Source organism: uncultured Tateyamaria sp. (genome assembly GCF_947496075.1).
Classification (GTDB): domain Bacteria; phylum Pseudomonadota; class Alphaproteobacteria; order Rhodobacterales; family Rhodobacteraceae; genus Tateyamaria.
The window spans coordinates 679,339-695,960 of record NZ_CANMBJ010000002.1 but is presented as its reverse complement, the minus strand read 5'-3'; the positions used below and the strand labels follow the sequence as shown (position 1 = coordinate 695,960).

17 protein-coding genes are annotated in these 16,622 nt (G+C 58.8%); 4 read left to right on the top strand and 13 right to left on the bottom strand.

Annotation, left to right across the window (positions count from 1 at the left end; genetic code table 11):
- Positions 1–3 precede the first annotated feature (3 nt).
- The 3 genes from Q1A51_RS07385 to Q1A51_RS07375 form a co-directional block, all read right to left on the bottom strand.
- Complete coding sequence (locus Q1A51_RS07385) at positions 4–1,566, bottom strand: trimethylamine methyltransferase family protein (RefSeq protein WP_299598050.1); 1,563 nt, start codon at positions 1,564–1,566, stop codon at positions 4–6.
- A gap of 118 nt (positions 1,567–1,684) precedes the next feature.
- On the bottom strand, positions 1,685–2,407 hold the full coding sequence (locus Q1A51_RS07380; protein ID WP_299598053.1) for an HAD family hydrolase: 723 nt from the start codon (positions 2,405–2,407) through the stop codon (positions 1,685–1,687).
- Positions 2,398–2,682, bottom strand: coding sequence for a DUF3572 domain-containing protein (locus Q1A51_RS07375; RefSeq protein WP_299598056.1), 285 nt, complete (start codon positions 2,680–2,682; stop codon positions 2,398–2,400). The genes Q1A51_RS07380 and Q1A51_RS07375 overlap by 10 nt, the downstream gene beginning before the upstream one ends.
- A gap of 94 nt (positions 2,683–2,776) precedes the next feature.
- On the opposite strand from Q1A51_RS07375, the gene Q1A51_RS07370 reads away from it, so the two are divergent.
- Positions 2,777–4,174 (top strand): diguanylate cyclase, encoded by a 1,398-nt coding sequence (locus Q1A51_RS07370; protein ID WP_299598059.1) that lies wholly within the window; start codon positions 2,777–2,779, stop codon positions 4,172–4,174.
- Positions 4,175–4,243: 69 nt separating this feature from the next.
- On the opposite strand, the gene Q1A51_RS07365 is transcribed toward Q1A51_RS07370, so the two are convergent.
- The 4 genes from Q1A51_RS07365 to Q1A51_RS07350 form a co-directional block, all read right to left on the bottom strand.
- On the bottom strand, positions 4,244–5,614 hold the full coding sequence (locus Q1A51_RS07365) for a glutamate--cysteine ligase (protein ID WP_299598062.1): 1,371 nt from the start codon (positions 5,612–5,614) through the stop codon (positions 4,244–4,246).
- Between the two features lie 137 nt (positions 5,615–5,751).
- Positions 5,752–6,285, bottom strand: a complete 534-nt coding sequence (locus Q1A51_RS07360) for a hypothetical protein (protein ID WP_299598065.1) — start codon at positions 6,283–6,285, stop codon at positions 5,752–5,754.
- Between the two features lie 3 nt (positions 6,286–6,288).
- Entirely contained in the window at positions 6,289–7,053 is a 765-nt protein-coding gene (locus tag Q1A51_RS07355; RefSeq protein ID WP_299598068.1) for a GNAT family N-acetyltransferase, read from the bottom strand.
- An 89-nt stretch (positions 7,054–7,142) separates the two neighbouring features.
- The gene (locus Q1A51_RS07350; protein ID WP_299598073.1) at positions 7,143–7,868 is read right to left on the bottom strand and encodes a 16S rRNA (uracil(1498)-N(3))-methyltransferase; all 726 of its coding nucleotides are present in this window, start codon (positions 7,866–7,868) and stop codon (positions 7,143–7,145) included.
- Between the two features lie 12 nt (positions 7,869–7,880).
- Between Q1A51_RS07350 and ubiA the strand changes: the two genes are divergently transcribed.
- The 3 genes from ubiA to Q1A51_RS07335 all read left to right on the top strand — a co-directional run bounded on the left by ubiA (position 7,881) and on the right by Q1A51_RS07335 (position 11,135).
- Entirely contained in the window at positions 7,881–8,843 is a 963-nt protein-coding gene (gene ubiA, locus Q1A51_RS07345) for a 4-hydroxybenzoate octaprenyltransferase (protein ID WP_299598076.1), read from the top strand.
- Between the two features lie 65 nt (positions 8,844–8,908).
- On the top strand, positions 8,909–10,822 hold the full coding sequence (locus Q1A51_RS07340; protein WP_299598079.1) for an OmpA family protein: 1,914 nt from the start codon (positions 8,909–8,911) through the stop codon (positions 10,820–10,822).
- Positions 10,809–11,135 carry a hypothetical protein gene (locus tag Q1A51_RS07335; RefSeq protein ID WP_299210472.1) on the top strand — a complete coding sequence of 109 codons (327 nt, stop codon included), beginning with the start codon at positions 10,809–10,811 and terminating at the stop codon, positions 11,133–11,135. The genes Q1A51_RS07340 and Q1A51_RS07335 overlap by 14 nt, the downstream gene beginning before the upstream one ends.
- A gap of 132 nt (positions 11,136–11,267) precedes the next feature.
- Here Q1A51_RS07335 and Q1A51_RS07330 read toward each other — a convergent pair whose 3' ends face one another.
- The 6 genes from Q1A51_RS07330 to Q1A51_RS07305 form a co-directional block, all read right to left on the bottom strand.
- Positions 11,268–11,708 carry a molybdenum cofactor biosynthesis protein MoaE gene (locus Q1A51_RS07330; RefSeq protein ID WP_299598083.1) on the bottom strand — a complete coding sequence of 147 codons (441 nt, stop codon included), beginning with the start codon at positions 11,706–11,708 and terminating at the stop codon, positions 11,268–11,270.
- A gap of 4 nt (positions 11,709–11,712) precedes the next feature.
- On the bottom strand, positions 11,713–11,958 hold the full coding sequence (gene moaD, locus Q1A51_RS07325) for a molybdopterin converting factor subunit 1 (RefSeq protein WP_299210476.1): 246 nt from the start codon (positions 11,956–11,958) through the stop codon (positions 11,713–11,715).
- Positions 11,959–11,963: 5 nt separating this feature from the next.
- Positions 11,964–12,623, bottom strand: a complete 660-nt coding sequence (gene pgsA, locus Q1A51_RS07320; RefSeq protein WP_299210478.1) for a CDP-diacylglycerol--glycerol-3-phosphate 3-phosphatidyltransferase — start codon at positions 12,621–12,623, stop codon at positions 11,964–11,966.
- Positions 12,624–12,696: 73 nt separating this feature from the next.
- Entirely contained in the window at positions 12,697–14,583 is a 1,887-nt protein-coding gene (gene uvrC, locus Q1A51_RS07315) for an excinuclease ABC subunit UvrC (protein ID WP_299598090.1), read from the bottom strand.
- Positions 14,584–14,871: 288 nt separating this feature from the next.
- Positions 14,872–15,672: an SDR family oxidoreductase gene (locus Q1A51_RS07310; RefSeq protein WP_299599659.1), complete on the bottom strand. Its 801-nt coding sequence runs from the start codon at positions 15,670–15,672 to the stop codon at positions 14,872–14,874.
- On the bottom strand, positions 15,672–16,622 hold the full coding sequence (locus Q1A51_RS07305; RefSeq protein WP_299210572.1) for a calcium/sodium antiporter: 951 nt from the start codon (positions 16,620–16,622) through the stop codon (positions 15,672–15,674). The genes Q1A51_RS07310 and Q1A51_RS07305 overlap by 1 nt, the downstream gene beginning before the upstream one ends.

Here is a 16,622-nt window from a genome sequence, read left to right as displayed (position 1 = left end):
GGCTCAAAAATCTGTTGGGGCTCCACCTTCGGCTTTGCGACGCGCCACGAAATCGGCAAGTTCTTCACGAATGCACACCTCCATCGCTGGCGCCTCGAAACTTGCGACAATCTCCTTGAACAGCCGGTGCGCCCGCTCAGGCGTCCATACGGCACCGGCTGCCTCCCACCCTTCATAGTTCTTCCAGTCGCTCAGGAAAGGTTGATAAAAGGCGGTGCTATAGCGATCCTGCGTATGCTGGATGCCAAAGAAATGCCCCTCGTTTCCTACCGATTTAATGGCGTTCAGCGCTATATCATCCGTGCCTGTTCCTACAATCGACGGCTCCATATAGCGTTGAATTTGCTGAAGAACTTCGCAGTCCATGACGAATTTCTCCGGGCTCGCGATCAGCCCACCCTCAAGCCATCCAGCCGCGTGGTAAACCATGTTGGTTCCTGACTGAACCGCCGCCCACAAACTGTTCGAGGTTTCCCACATGGCCTGCCCGTCCGGCACGTTGGCTGCGCACACGCCCGACGATCGCAGCGGCAAGCCGTAGAACCGCGCCAATTGGCCTGTCATCTGGGTTGCGCGCATATACTCTGGCGTTCCGAAGGCAGGCGCGCCGGACTTCATATCGACATTCGATGTGAACGTGCCAATTGCACAGGGTGCACCCGGAGCAACATATTGGAAGAGCGCAATCGCACACAGTGCCTCTGCAATTGACTGCGCCACGGCGCCTGCCATAGTGACCGGAGCCATCGCCCCCGCCAGCGTAAACGGTGTCACCACAACCGCTTGACCACGGCGCACCATGCGCAGACAGCCGTCGATCATGGGGTGGTCATGCTTCAGCGGAGAGGTCGAATTGATGTTGGTATACATTCGCGGAGCTGCGTCAAATTCTTCGTGGCTCAACCCGCTGGCAATGCGGACCATCTCCATCACGTCCTCAACACGCTCTTTGCCAAGCGAGTATGCGTGCATGACTTTGTCAGTCAGTGTAAGCTTGTCATAAAGCACGTCCAGGTGCCGTACGCTGGCGTGTATATCGACCGGTTCAACAGGATACCCGCCAGCGAAATGGATGCAGTTGAAATACTGGGTAAGCTTTAGAAGGTTGGCGCACTTCTCACGCGTGCCCGGCACCTTCGTACCAATTTCCATGTCCCAGTAGTTGGGCGGTGACGACACGTTGCCAAAAAGCAGATGCTTGCCACCTACGGTGATCGCCCGGTCAGGGTTGCGCGGTTTAATGGTGAATTCGGATGGTGCCTTGCGCACCATTTCCATCACGAAATCGCGGTCCATGCAGACAATATCGCCGTCAACACGGCACCCAGCGTCGCGCAGAATGCCAAGTGCCTCCTCGTTGAGAAACTGAATGCCGATCTCTTCAAGGATCCGCATGGCCCCGTCGTGGATTGCCTCGACGCCTTCGGGACGCAAAGGCTCCACCGGCGGATCGGTAATGACGGGCGGATTCCATGGCATCTGTTCAATGACAGCCGCACCCCTGCGGGCCGCCGCCCCGGCCCTGCCACCGCCACGCGTCCTGCGTCGTGTCGCCGTGTCTGCCATCGTATCGTCCCTTCGAACTGCATGTGCAGACCACGACACCGCAGCAAGCCTTTCGGTACATCTCCGTTTGCGACGGGCTGTGTCGTTTTTCTTAGTCGAAGTGGCGAATTTGCACTCGTCAGACCGTTGCCAATTGATCAAGCCAGTCCGGCAGCGCACCGATGTCGGATAAAACGATGTCTGCATGCGGGACCAGAACATCAAGTGGCGCCATGCCTGTCAGAACGCCAACCGTACTCATCCCGGCCGCTCTGCCGGCATGCAGATCATGGGTGCTGTCCCCCACCATAACGACTGTTTTGGCTGCAAGCCCGGTATCGGCGCAGAACGCCAGCAACTGTCCTGGCGCAGGCTTGCCACCAAAACCGCTGTCGCTGCCTGCGATGAAGTCGAAAAAGCCGTCTACACCCGCGGACTGCAAATGCGCGCGGGCGGGCGCTTCGGCATCATTTGTTGCAACGCCCAGCGCAAGGCCACGCGCGCGCAACGTGGTCAAAAGTGGCTTGAGAGGAACAGCCTCGGCCTGGGGTGCGTGAGCCGCCTCGTCATTCAATAGCGCCACCAACTCATCAAACGACAGATCCGGAAAATAGGCATTCAACTCAGACGCAATTTCGATGGGCGTACCGGCGATCACAATGCTTTTGGGCAGGAACCGTGCGCGCGCAAGATCAAAGCCAATCGCGGCACCAGCCCTTTGCGCACGTTCTTCGTCTCCACATGCCGCGCGACGCAAGAACGCTGCGGCCCAAGCCTCCCACGTCGTAGAAAAGTCAAAAAGCGTTCCATCCTTGTCAAAGATGATCCCGCGAACAGGACAGCCGGATACAGTCACGTCCAATGAAATTCTCCACCGCCTGGCAAAGCCGTACGCGCACGCATGGGCGTATCATAAGTCAAACCCTGAGCATCGCAAAATTCTGCCACCCACGCGTCATCCATCATTATGAAATCCAGCAAGCCCCCTAAGAAGGCCGGATCTCCTACCCCGGCCCGCATGTCGGCTTCGCTGACACCGGTGGCACCAAGGAAGACGGGAAGCAACTCTTCGTTCCCGACCATCCATGCGATGGCCTGCAAACCGACCACTTCGGCGGATTCTTGCGAATGGGACATCAAGTTTGGCCTTTGCAGTCTGATGGAAACGCTTTGTTAACCTAAACGATCAAAAACCTAATGCACGGCTTTTGCAATGAATTGGAAGCGTCTCATGCACGGTAAGGTCCTCGTTATCGACCCAATTGCGACAAACCGCATTGTGTTGCGTGTCAAGCTGGCGGCCAGTCACTACAACATGCTCCAAGCCGGTTCGATTGCAGATGCCATGCAAGTTCTGGCGCAGGATACACCCGACCTGATCCTGTGCGCGGGAACTCTTCCTGATGGAGATCCGCTGCGGCTGCTTTCTCGGATTCGCAAGATGGGATTGGCCGGAAAGATGCCGATCATCGCATTGAGTTGCGCGGACAGCGAATCCGAACGCTTGCGTTTGCTTGCGGGAGGCATCGACGATGTACTTCAGAAACCAATCAATGACGCACTGCTTCTGGCCAGAACCCGGTCGATCATTCGCGCCTATGCAACTGCAAGCGAATGGACCCTGCGCGAGGGCACGTCGCGCGCGCTGGGATTTGGGGAAGAGATAGCGACGTTTTCGCCGGCGCAGACTTTACGCATCGTTGCCGAGGACAGAGCCGCTGCTGCCCCCTGGATCACGGCACTATCTGACCGTATCAATGCACGAACCGTATTTGCCAAACCCGCCGCAGCGGTGTCGGAAGCGGAGCCAGGATGCACACCCGACGCATTTGTGCTGGTGATCGGACCGGATGAAGGCCCGCAGATGTTGCAGTTGCTGGCAACGATCCGCAGTCAAGCCAACACACGTCACTGCGCAATTCTTGCGGTGTTGGACAGTGAGTATGCGACGCTTGGTGCCCAAATGCTGGACATGGGCGCCAATGACTTGATGCGCTGCACCCGGTCGTCCGAGGAATTGGCGCTGCGCCTCGAAGCGTTGCTGAGCAGGAAGATGGTGACCGATTCACTACGCGACACCGTGCGTTCGGGCATCGAAGCGGCAGTGATCGACCCGCTCACCGGTTTACACAATCGCCGCTATGCAATGCCGCACCTGTCACGCATTGCAGAGCGTGCAACGCGCACGGGCAAACCCTATGCGGTGATGATTGCGGACATGGATCACTTCAAGCGGATCAATGACACGCTCGGCCACGCTGCGGGGGATGCCGTTCTGGTCGAAACGGCGCGCAGGTTGAAAGAGAACCTGCGCGCCGTTGATCTCGTGGCGCGGATCGGAGGTGAGGAATTTCTGATCGTGCTTCCCGGCGTTGGCCTTGGAAACGCCCGAAGGGCCGCCAAACGGCTCTGCCAGATCATCCAAAATACCCCCTTCGAGGTGCCCGACAGGACGGCCCCAGTCGATGCCACGATCTCGATTGGGATGACTGTGATTGATCCGGTGAACGGGACTCACTCGACCGTCGCGCAAAAGCCCGAGGCACTGCTCGACCGCGCAGACAAAGCGCTCTACGGGGCGAAAGCGAAGGGGCGCAATCGCGTTATCCTGAGCCGTCCCGCCGCGTAGGTTGCCGTCGCACAAAATCGGAATGCATGTTTCCGTATCGAGATGCGCTTGCTGCGACAGTTACTGTTGTCAGTAAGAGTATTCCGAAAACACCCGGCTAATGTCACCGTTCCAATCACCATGGTAGCGATCCAGCAACTCATCTGCCGGAACCTTGCCGGTCTCAACACTTTCCTGTAGAGCGTTAAGAAAGTGAGTCTCGTCCGGAACCAATCCTCCGGCCCCAGGACGCGCCCGCGCCTTCAGACCCGCATGTGAGATTGCAACCGATTCGCGCGCAAGGTCGTGCATTTTCACGCCGTTCACCTCAGCCTGCAGCCCATCGACCGAAGCTGCCACATGCAAACCGCTCCGAGTTTCAGCGTCGAGTCCCTTGACCAGATCCCAGGCCGCATCCAAAGCAGTCTGGTCATATGTCAGCCCGACCCAGAACGCCGGCAAGGCACACAAGCGACGCCACGGTCCCCCATCAGCCCCGCGCATTTCAATGAACTTTTTGACCCGCGCCTCGGGAAAGGCGGTCGTCAGGTGGTCTGCCCAATCGCTGAGTAAGGGCGTCTCGCCCGGCAGTGCTGGCAGCTTGCCGTTCAGAAAGTCTCGGAAGGATTGACCTAGCGCATCGATGTATTTGCCGTCTCGATATACGAAGTACATGGGCACATCGAGTGCATATTCGACCCAGCGTTCAAACCCGAAGCCTTCTTCGAACACGAAGGGCACCATGCCGGTGCGTGCCGGGTCAAGATCGCGCCAGACACGGCTGCGCCAGGACTTGTGGCCGTTCAGCTTGTTTTCAAAGAAGGGCGAATTGGCAAAAAGCGCTACGGCCACCGGCTGCAAAGCCACGGCCACACGCATCTTTTGTACCATGTCCGCCTCGGACCCGAAATCAAGGTTCACCTGCACTGTACACGTCCGACGCATCATCGTCCGACCCATCGTGCCGACCTTGCCCATGTAGGCGTCCATTAGCTTGTAACGCCCTTTGGGCATCAGCGGCATTTCCTCGTGGCTCCAGATTGGTGCTGCACCAAGACCGATGAACCCCACGCCAATCTCGTTGGCGATGTCCATCACCTCACGCAGGTGCTGATTCACCTCGTCACAGGTCTCGTGGATCGTCTCAAGCGGCGCGCCGGACAACTCAAGCGCCCCACCGGGTTCGAGAGAAATGTTAGCGCCATCCTTTTCCAAGCCAATCAACTTGCCGCTCTCGCGCAACTCACCCCAATGGTGGCGGTCGCGCAGTGCGCTCAGAACCGCCTCGATCGACCGTGCCCCTTCGTAAGGGAGCGGTTTCAGTGTGTCGCGGCAGTAGCCGAATTTTTCGTGCTCGGTCCCAATACGCCAGTCCGCCTTCGGCTTGCATCCATCAACCATGTATTGGACCAGCTGATCGTGATGTTCGATTGGCCCGCCGCCGGACTGAGGGATGGACATGGGGCGCTCCGCTTTGCGTTTGTCTCAGGCTGCAAGGGATGGGGCGAATTGTCGGAGGTGTCAATGCGCTGGGAACGTGCGTGAAATCACGGGGCTGTGCGCATCCATGCGCAACGGGTCACAAACCGCCTTGCCCATTACGCCCGCCCGCGTGGCTCCATTTGCGCAAGTGTCGGTGCGCTGCGCTCCCAGATCAGAACCGAAATGTCTGGTCTGGAACGCAGTTGGGCCAACATCCGTTCGGTTTTGAGCCCTGGCAGCGCAGCGAAGGCATCAAACAGGTCATCTGCCCCTTCAGCATCCACAGGAATCATCAGCGGCGGCTGATGAGGTTGATCAAGGCGCCAATGCGCGGGCGACTGCGCGCCGTCCAAAATCAAACGTTGCACTTCACGCATGGACACCGACCCACCGCTGAGCGGCCCAAAATAGGTGACCTCCCCCTCATCCACTTGCACCGTGCCAAGGCCTCCACCAGCCCCGCGAAAACGCCCGCGTTGCAGACCGACCATGATCAGCGCACCTGCACCCACCAGCATAACAGGCGCGATGTATCCCAGAACACCGCGCGCTTGCGCCAGCCACCACAGCGCAAGGACGGCCAGCGCCATGCCTGCCAGAACCTCGCGCCAACGCCAAAGCGTGGCCTTTGCCTCAGGTCGAAAGAACATCCGTTACTCCGCAATCGTCCTTGGTGTGTTGAACATGACCACGCGGTATGTGCCAACGTGGCGAAATCCAATGGAAACATATGCTGCTTCGGCCGCCTTGTTTGCCGCAAACAGGATGGCACAACGCACACCATTGTCCCGCGCCTGCGCCAATTGTGCCGCCACAACCCGGCGACCATAGCCCCTGTTCCGAACTGACCGAGGCACGAACACGCCACCGATCTGGATCGTGTTTTCAACAGCGGCGTTCACTGATGTCATCGCAACGGGTTGCCCTTCGCTTTCGAGTATCTGCACCAATCCATCAACCAGAGCACTCTGAACGCGCCGTTTAATATCGACCTTGGAAAACGGCAGACCCGTTTCCTTGCCATAGCTGCAGAACCAGTTCGACAGAATGTCGCCATCCCCCGAACACACAGCACGCAGCGTGTCGTCTCCAGTTGCCAGATCGTGCAAATCAAGGGCAAGCAAGGGCTCATCCGCCACAAGATCATCTTGGTCAGGCAAAAGTCCCAGCGCTGGCAACACATTGCCAACCTGATCCGAGGCACCGCTCATACCCAAAACGTGGCGACCAGCCCAGAAAGGGATCAAGGTTGCAAGATCAGGCACGCGATCTGGCATCTGCACAAGAAGGTAACCGGATCTGGTCAGACCAAACACCGCGCGAATATCGTCGTCTTCGCGCCACAGAATGTAATCCGTTGCATGCGCCCCTTCCCTATTGCCGATACCGCACTCTGCAAGATTGGAACGCAGGAACATGGATGTCTCTGAATACCGGGACAAGAAACTTTCAATGGCATCGGCATCTTCGGGCCCGGCGCGGCAGTAACGGGTGGTCACCGACCCAGTCACCGCCAATCCCCCAACTGTTGTTGCCACACTGTCAGCGCGGCGACGGCTGCCGTGTCAGCCCGCAGGATGCGCGGCCCGAGCTGCACTGCATGTGCGTTATCCAGTGCATGCAGGCGCGTGCGTTCCTTGTATGAAAACCCACCCTCCGGACCGATCAAGATCGCCCATGGCCCCGAGATGTCCGGCAACGCGGAACTGTCCCCTGCCCCTGCCAAGGCCTCATCGCAGAACATCACCTGCCTGTCGCCAAGATCGGCCAGCACCCGGTCGAGCCGGGCCATGTCAGTCACCTCGGGCACATAGGTTCCGCCGCATTGCTCTGCTGCCTCAACCGCATGGGCCTGCAAGCGATCACGCTGCACGCGCCCCGCATTCGTGAAATCGGTCTGGACCGGTACGATGCGCCGTGCACCCATCTCGGCCGCCTTTTCGACGATGAAGTCTGTCCGTGCTTTTTTGATCGGGGCGAACATCAGCCACAAGTCCGGGGGCATTTGCAGTGGTCGGGTCTGAGCCTCGCACAGAAGTGTACCGCCGCGCTTGCCAACCTCGACCACTTCGGCCCGCCACTCACCATCCTGCCCGTTGAACAGCGAGACCGCTGCCCCACCGGTAAGGCGCATGACGCCAAAAAGGTAATGGGCCTGTTCCCGCGACAGGACGACGGATTGCCCCTGCCCCAACGGGTGTTCTACATAAAGGCGGATCTTCGCATCACTCATGAGCCCCTACATATGACCAACACGCAGCCATCACCAGACGGACAAGTCGCCGACGCAGTGTCGGGCAACTGGGTGGACACGCTGGCCCCCGCCTGGAGCCGCCCCTACCTTCGCCTGAGCCGCGCGGATCGGCCCATTGGCACATGGCTGCTGTTGCTGCCTTGCCTGTGGGGGCTGACGCTTGCAATGATCCACGATCAAAGCCCACGCTGGGAAGACGCATGGATCGCGATTGGCTGTGCGTTGGGGGCCTGGTTGATGCGTGGAGCAGGCTGCACGTGGAACGATATCACCGACCGTGGCTTTGACGGACAGGTCGAGCGCACACGGTCGCGCCCCATCCCTTCGGGTCAGGTCACCGTGCGTGGTGCCGTCATCTGGATGTGCCTGCAATCGCTCATCGCCTTTGCCATCCTGCTGACCTTCAACACGGCTGCCATCCTGTTGGGCGTTCTCGCGCTGCTACCGGTCGCGGTCTATCCCTTTGCCAAACGGTTCACATGGTGGCCACAGGTTTTTCTGGGTCTTGCTTTCAACTGGGGTGCACTGCTGGCCTGGACAGCGCACACCGGGCAATTGGAGGCACCAGCCGTGGTGCTTTACCTCTCAGGAATCGCATGGACGCTGTTCTATGACACGATCTATGCCCATCAGGATACCGAGGATGACGCTCTTATCGGTGTCAAGTCAACCGCGCGCCTGTTTGGTAACAACACGGCCCAATGGCTACGCAGGTTCCTGATGGCGACCGTGGGTCTGATGGGGATCGCCGTGATCTTTGCCGCACTCGACGCCGCCAATGTGCTGGCGATGGTGCTGGCACTGGGGGGACCATGGGCCATGGGCTGGCATATGGTATGGCAACTGCGCGGGCTGGACATCGACGACCCGGCAAAATGCCTGCAGTTGTTCCGGGCCAATCGAGACACGGGCGCAATTCCGCTCCTCTTTTTCTGCGCAGCATTGCTGGTATGATTGAACCCCAGCTCCAAGCCGCGTAAACCGGGTCGCGCTACTGACCTTAGAAAGGGTTGCATGTAATGCGTTTGTCGTCCCTTCTGATCGTCGTCACCACGTTTGCCTTAGCGGCTGTGCTGGCGTTGGTGACGGCCAATCTGTCGGTAAAACTGATCGAGGAAACGTCGGAAATCGGGGTCCGGGATGCGCTGGATGAAGCGAGCCTGACCTGGGCGGAGGTTGAAGCAGACGGTTTACAGGTCACGCTGGCAGGCATCGCACCCACGGAAGCTGTGCGATTTGCCGCTCTGTCCACGGCAGGCAGCGTTGTTGACGCCGCCCGTGTCATCGACGAGATGGAGGTCGAGGCTGCGGCGGCTATTGCGCCGCCCCGCTTTTCTGCTGAAATCCTGCGCAACGACGCGGGGCTGTCCATCATCGGCCTGATCCCCGCGACAACAGATCGAACCGCCGTGATCGACCGCATCACGGCCATTGCAGGCGACCTACAGGTGACCGACCTGATCGAGGTAGCAGACTATCCGGCGCCCGCAAATTGGGAGGATTCTCTTGGGTTTTCGCTCGCCGCTATGGAACGTTTGCCACGCGCCAAGGTATCGGTCACGGCGGGCCGTGTTTCCATCCGCGCCATCACCGACAGCGCCGAGGAAAAGGCGCAGCTTGAAACACAATTGAACCGCGCCGCGCCACCCGGATTGCGTGTGGCGTTGGACATCGCGGCCCCGCGCCCCGTCATCACGCCGTTCACGCTACGACTGGTCAAGGACGAGAACGGAACACGCTTTGATGCCTGTTCCGCCGACACAGAAGCCGCACGGACACGGATTGTGACCGCGGCCCTCGAAGCCGGACTGACCGGTTCTGCGACCTGCACCGTTGGCATGGGTGTGCCCAGCCCGAAATGGAGCACCGCCGTCACGCAATCCATCGGGGCCTTATCCAAACTGGGCGCAGGCTCAGTGACGTTTTCCGATGCGGACATCACCTTGATTGCCGCCGAGGGCACGCCGCAAGCCGATTTCGACCGCGTGGTCGGCGAATTGGAGAATGAGCTCCCCGAGGTGTTTGCACTGTACGCCAAGCTGCCCGAGACAGTGGACCCCAACCAGGGCCCACCCGAGTTCGTCGCCACGCTCAGCCCTGAAGGCCTCGTTCAGCTGCGTGGTCGGATTTCGGATGAAAACCTTCGCTCGCTCGTGAACAGCTATGCGCAAGCTGCTTTCGGCACTGACAGCGTCTATACCGCGACGCGTATCGTCGACGACCTGCCGTCGAACTGGCCCGTTCGCGTGCTCACTGGGCTTGAGGCTTTGTCACAGCTTTCGAACGGTGCTGTGACCGTAACACCCGACACGCTGACCGTTTCCGGAAACACGGGTAACCCAAAGGCCAGTACCAACATCGCCTCGCTGCTCGCCTCGAAACTCGGCGAAGCAGAAGAGTTCGACATCCGTGTCATCTATCAGGAAAAACTCGACCCCATTGCCGCACTTCCGACGCCAGACGAATGCGAGGCAGAAATTGCGACGATCCTATCATCTTCGAAAATCAGGTTCGAGCCAGGCAGCGCAACCATCGATGCCAGTGCCCTTGGCACCATGGATGATATTGCCGAAGTGCTGCGCCAATGCGGTGATCTGCGGTTGGAAATTCAAGGGCATACAGACAGTCAGGGCCGTGAAGAGATGAACCTGAACCTCAGCCAGGCGCGGGCGCAATCGGTGTTGAACGAATTGCGCGCGCGACGTGTGCTCACGTCCACCTATTCGGCCAAAGGATATGGCGAGGCCGATCCTATCGCCGAAAATGACACCGAGGAAGGGCGCGAGGCCAACCGGCGCATCGAATTCAGGTTGATCCGCCCAGCCCCTTCCGCGCCGGAAGGTGAAACAACGCTGGAAACCCTGGCCGGAACAGGCGATACAGAGGCGGGCACAGAGGACAGCGCCGAAGGACGGGACGATGAGCAGAACTGAGTTTGTCATCGCGACAGCTATCATTCTTTTCATTGCGTTTTGCCTTGGCTGGTTCGCCAACTGGCTGATCCATCGCTTTACCCGTGTCGCAGCCGGGGATGTTGCAGAACTGGACCGCATGAGCCAGGAACTGCACGAAGCCGAAGAGACGCGCGATCAGGCCATCACATACCTGCAGCAACGCGAGGCTGAGTTGACCAATCAACTAAGCCAGACCGAGGCCGAATTGCGTGCCGCCATGGACGGCTTGCGCGATGCGCGCCACGAGACGGAAGAGCTGCGCGCCTGGATTGATCGACAGCAAGCGAGCTGACGCGCGGCGCGGATCAAGGTCCGCCTTACAGGATGGTTGGTAAGGCGTAAGGCGGATTTCAATCCGCCGCTCCTAAGCAATCTTGAGGGCTTCTCATTCGCCTACTGTCGTCAGACGGATCTTGATCCGCCATTACCAGCGCGTAAGTGCGTCTTCGTCTTCATCCCGCGCCGCGACCCATTCTGCACCATCTTTGGTGATCTCCCGCTTCCAGAACGGTGCACGGGACTTGAGGTAATCCATCAGAAATTCGGCGGCCTCGAACGCATCCTTGCGGTGCCGCGCGGCGGTGGCGACCATCATGATCATCTCGCCCACATCCAACCGCCCGTGGCGGTGAATCACCAACGCATCCTCAAGTGACCATCGGGTCACGGCCTGGTCCGCAATCTCGGTCAGGGCGGCCTCGGTCATTCCGGGATAGTGTTCGATCTCCATCGCCTGCAACCCGCCATCCACATCCCGAACAATGCCCGTGAACGTGACTACAGCGCCAGATACAGCGCGACCTTCGGCAAAACCCGCCGCCTCGGCCCCGAAATCGAATGGGGTGTCCTGTACCACGACGCGCATAACGCTAGCCGCCCGTCATCGGAGGAAAAAAGGCAACTTCGCGCACACCGTCCAGAGGCGCATCAAACTCCGTCAACTGCTGGTCCACTGCCACGCGCAGGGCCGTGATGTCGGCAAAAGCAGCGGCATAGCGCTCTTCGCGCCCACGCAGTTCGTCCACAAGGTCCATGACTGTTGTAGCCTTAGTTTCGACCGCCTCACGGGGAATGCCAATCCGTTCGCGGACCCAGGCGAAATAGAGCACGTCCATCCTTGTCACCCTTTCAAATGCGGCATGGCCTTACGGAAGTAATCCCAGCCGGTAATAAAGGTAAGTGCGGCGGCGATCCACAGCAACCAAAGGCCTATACGACCAGACCAATCGGCCCCGGCCAGTTTCCAAGACAGCCCCATGTGATCCGGTTCATCGCCATTCAGGATGGCGCTGACCATCGCCTGATCCATGCCCCAGATCGACATGCCAAAATAGTGCTCGAACACCCCTTGCGAGAACAGAACCGCAATGGCGATCATCTGAAGCGTCGTCTTCCATTTCGCCAGTTTCGTGACACTCAGCGTTCCAGCCGTATCGCCCAGATACTCACGCAGACCCGACACGAAAACCTCGCGGAAAAGAATCATTGTCGCGGGCAAGACAAGCCAGGGTGACCAACTGGAAAAACCGATGATGACCATCAAGGCAATCACCACCATCGCCTTGTCCGCAATGGGGTCCAGCATTGTGCCCAGTTTCGTCTGCTGCCCCCATGCGCGGGCAAGGTAGCCGTCGAACCAATCAGTGATAGCGGCGCCCACGAACAGGATCACAGCAAGGATGTCGGCGTAAGGTCGTGTGAAGTAGAGGAACATGACCGCCACAAGCGGGGCGGCGATCAATCGAAGAGTCGTCAGTGTGTTCGGGATGTTCCAGGTCATGCGGCAGGTCTAGCGTGAACTTGCAGGAGCGGGAAGAGCCGATGGATCATGTATCAAGCCGCACTAACAAGCCCTACTGATCATGAAAAAAATCGTAGACCTTCTGCGCCAGCCCCTCGGATACACCATCCACTGCTTTGAGGTCCGCAAGATTGGCGCGGCTCACAGCCTTGGCCGACCCGAAATGCGCCAGCAGAGCGCGCTTACGCGACGCACCCACGCCGGGAATGTCATCCAGCGGGTTCTTCATATTTGATTTGGCCCGCTTGGCACGGTGCGTCCCGATGGCAAAGCGGTGCGCCTCGTCTCGCATACGCTGCACAAAATAAAGCACCGGATCATTGTGGCGCAGCGCAAACGGGCGTTGGCCGACACGGTAGAACTCTTCTTTGCCGGCATCGCGGTCCACACCTTTGGCCACGCCGACCATTGGGATATCCTCAACACCATGTTCGGCCATGATCTGGGCAACGGCATTCACCTGCCCTGCCCCACCATCAATCAAAAGCAGGTCCGGCCACATGCCCTTGGCCCGATCGGGATCTTCGGACAACAGCCGTCTGAAACGGCGGTGCAGCACCTCTTTCATCATCCCGAAATCGTCGCCGGGCGTCAGATCATCCCCCCGAATGTTGAACTTGCGGTAGCTATTTTTCATGAACCCGTCCGGGCCAGCGACAATCATTGCACCGACGGCATTGGTGCCCTGGATGTGAGAGTTGTCGTAGACTTCGATCCGCTCGGGCGGTTCAGACAACTCAAATGCCTCTGCAAGCCCGCGCAGCAGTTTGGCCTGTGTCGCGCTCTCGGCCATCTTGCGGGCCAGGCTTTCGCGAGCATTGCGCAGAGCGCTGTCCACAAGTTCCGCCTTTTCCCCGCGCTGCGGCACCAGCAACTCAACCTTACGTCCCAATTTCTGCGTCAACGCCTCGGCCATGAGATCGGGGTTTTCGATCTCGTTCGACAGGATCAATTGCCGGGGCGGTTCTTTGGTGTCGTAGAACTGGCCCAAGAATGCTTCCAGCACCTCTGCAGCGTCCACATCGGCTCCCACGCGCGGATAAAAATCGCGGTTGCCCCAGTTCTGGTTCGCCCGGATGAAAAACACCTGCACACAAGCCTGTCCGCTGTCCATGTGAAGCGCGATGATATCAGCCTCAGTCACGCCACGCGGGTTGATACCTTGTGCCGACTGCACCTGCGTCATCGCACGGATACGGTCGCGCAGAGCGGCGGCGCGTTCGAACTCCATCTCTTCCGAGGCCTGCTGCATCTGGTCAGCGAGCTTTGCCTGAATGTCAGTGCTTTTGCCGGACAGGAAGCGTTCGGCATCCTTGACCGATTGAGCGTAGTCGGCTTCCGAAATCAGGCCCACGCATGGTCCTGAACACCGCTTGATCTGGTATAGCAAGCAGGGGCGCGTGCGGCTCTCGAACATAGAGTCGGTGCAATTGCGCAGCAGGAACACCTTTTGCAGCTGGTTCAGCGTGCGGTTCACCGCACCTGCGCTGGCGAAAGGTCCGTAATACGCCCCCTTCTGCTTTTTTGCCCCGCGATGCTTTTTGATCTGCGCATAGGCGTGATCGCCCGTCACAAAGATGTTCGGAAAACTCTTGTCGTCCCGCAGCAGCACGTTGAATTTCGGCTTGAGCTGCTTGATCAGATTCTGTTCCAGCAACAACGCTTCGGTTTCCGTCCGCGTGGTCAGGAACATCATCGACGCCGTCATCGAAATCATGCGGGCAATCCGACTGCTATGACCTGAGGGCCTTGCGTAGTTCGACACCCGCGCTCGCAGGTTGCGCGCCTTGCCCACGTAGAGCACCCGGCTCTCACGGTCGAGCATCCTGTAGACGCCGGGGGATGAATCCAACGTCTTGAGATAGCCCTGGATCACCTCGTGCCCGACGGGCGCGGGGTGTTCAATTTGGGCGTGTGAGGATGGCTCGTTTTTCTCCATGCGATTCGTGCTGTCTTTCCTGTTTTGGCTGCACTTATTTGACTGGCCGATCAAGCATACTTGCATCCACGGATCATGTGGATAAGTGTGCGGGTAACTTCTGGGCGTTCAGGTTTTTTCTTTGTTTTTTGGGCGTTTCGCTGAAATGCCTAATTTTTAGGCACATATGTAACGCATTGTTTTCACGTATATTTTTATTACATAAGCAACAAGTCACTGAAATCACAGGGCTTTTGGTAACAGTTTTGTAACCAAAATGAATCCAGTGCAAAACTCACCTAGCGTAACCTACTCGACCCCGATCACATCAGGTGTTTCCCACGCCAGGTGCTGCCCCCCATCGACACACAAAAGCTGCCCCGTGATGCCCGGTGAATCGAGGAAGTATCCCAAAGCGCCAACAATGTCCGCAGGGTTTGATCCACGCGACAGCACAGTTGCCGCCCGTTGCTTGGCAAAATGCTCGGCGCTTTGACGCCCGCCTTGTAGTGTCGGCCCCGGTCCAATCGCGTTCACACGAATACGCGGTGCCAACGCCCGTGCGCTGGTCTGGGTCAGCGCCCAGAGCCCCATCTTGGCGATGGTGTAGGTCATGAATTCGGGCGTCAGCTTGCGCACGCGTTGATCCACCATGTTGAGGATCAGCCCGGCCGCGACCGGCTCATTCATATCGTCTTGCGTGGGCATCAGCCCCTGGGCCGCCATGGCCTGTGTCAGTACGAACGGCGCGCGCAGATTGCTTTCCATGTGCCGGTCCCAGCTGTCCCGGGTGGCGCTCTCTACGGTGTCGTATTCGAAGATGGAGGCATTGTTCACCAGGCAGGTGATCGGACCACCCAGCGCATCCACGGCGCGTCCGAACAGCGTTTGTGTGTCAGCCTCGTCCAGCAGGTTGGTTTGCAAGGCAACACCACGCTGCCCCTTGGCTTCGATCTGTGCGACTGTCTCGCGCGCGCCCTTGCCTGAGCTGGCGTAGTGTACAGCCACGTCATATCCACGCCCCGCCAGATAGACGGCCATAGCCTGGCCCAGGCGGTGCCCTGCCCCTGTTACTAGTGCGCGCGTCATCGCACCCTCCCTCTTTGAAATCAGCTTAGTACGATAGCCAGATAGGTCAGATAGAGGACGGTCAAGATCACGCCCCACACCCGGGTGATATCACGGCGCATGTAGACAAACGGCACCAGCAGGATCGATGCCCCCAGCATGACCCAGAGGTCGAACCTTAGGAACGCGGAGTCCACGGGGATCGTACCGACAAAGCTGGCCACGCCAATAATGGCGAGCAGGTTGAACATGTTCGATCCGATTACATTGCCCAAAGCGACATCCGCCTGCCTGCGCAGTGCGGCCATAACGGTTGTGGCCAGCTCAGGCAGGGACGTGCCCACAGCCACAAGCGTGAGACCGATCACCGTGTCACTGACCCCGTACATTTTGGCAATGATCGTTGCATTGTCGACCAGCAAATCCGCGCCCAACGGCAGGCCAATCAGGCCAAGGATCAGAAAGATCGCAATACGCCAGCCAGGTAGATCCGGATCCACCCCTTCAATTTCTTCTTCATCTACCGTGGCATCGGCACAGGCAGCACGGTGACCGCTGGCTTCGCGCGCGGCATCCCACAGCACGAATGCAAGCGCGGACAGCAAAACGATCGCTGCGATCCAGTCAAATTTGCCGCGGAACGCCAATGCGATGAACAAAATCGACGCCGCAATCATGAAGTTGTAGGTCTTTTTTGTTTCGCATTCGGAGGTGTGCATTGTCGCCAGCAAAGCCGGAATGCCCAAAACCAGAAGGATATTGGCCGTGTTGGAGCCCACGACATTACCAATGGCGATGCCCGGGGCACCTTCCAAAACAGCTTGAATGGCGATCAGAAGCTCAGGAGCAGACGTCCCAAATGCAACAATTGTCAGGCTTACGATCAGTGCAGGCACGCCAAGGCGCAATGACAAGTTCACGGCCCCCTTGACGAGCGAGTCCCCCGCCAGCAGCAGGATGACGAGGCCAAGCCCGCTGAGAAGCCACGGCAT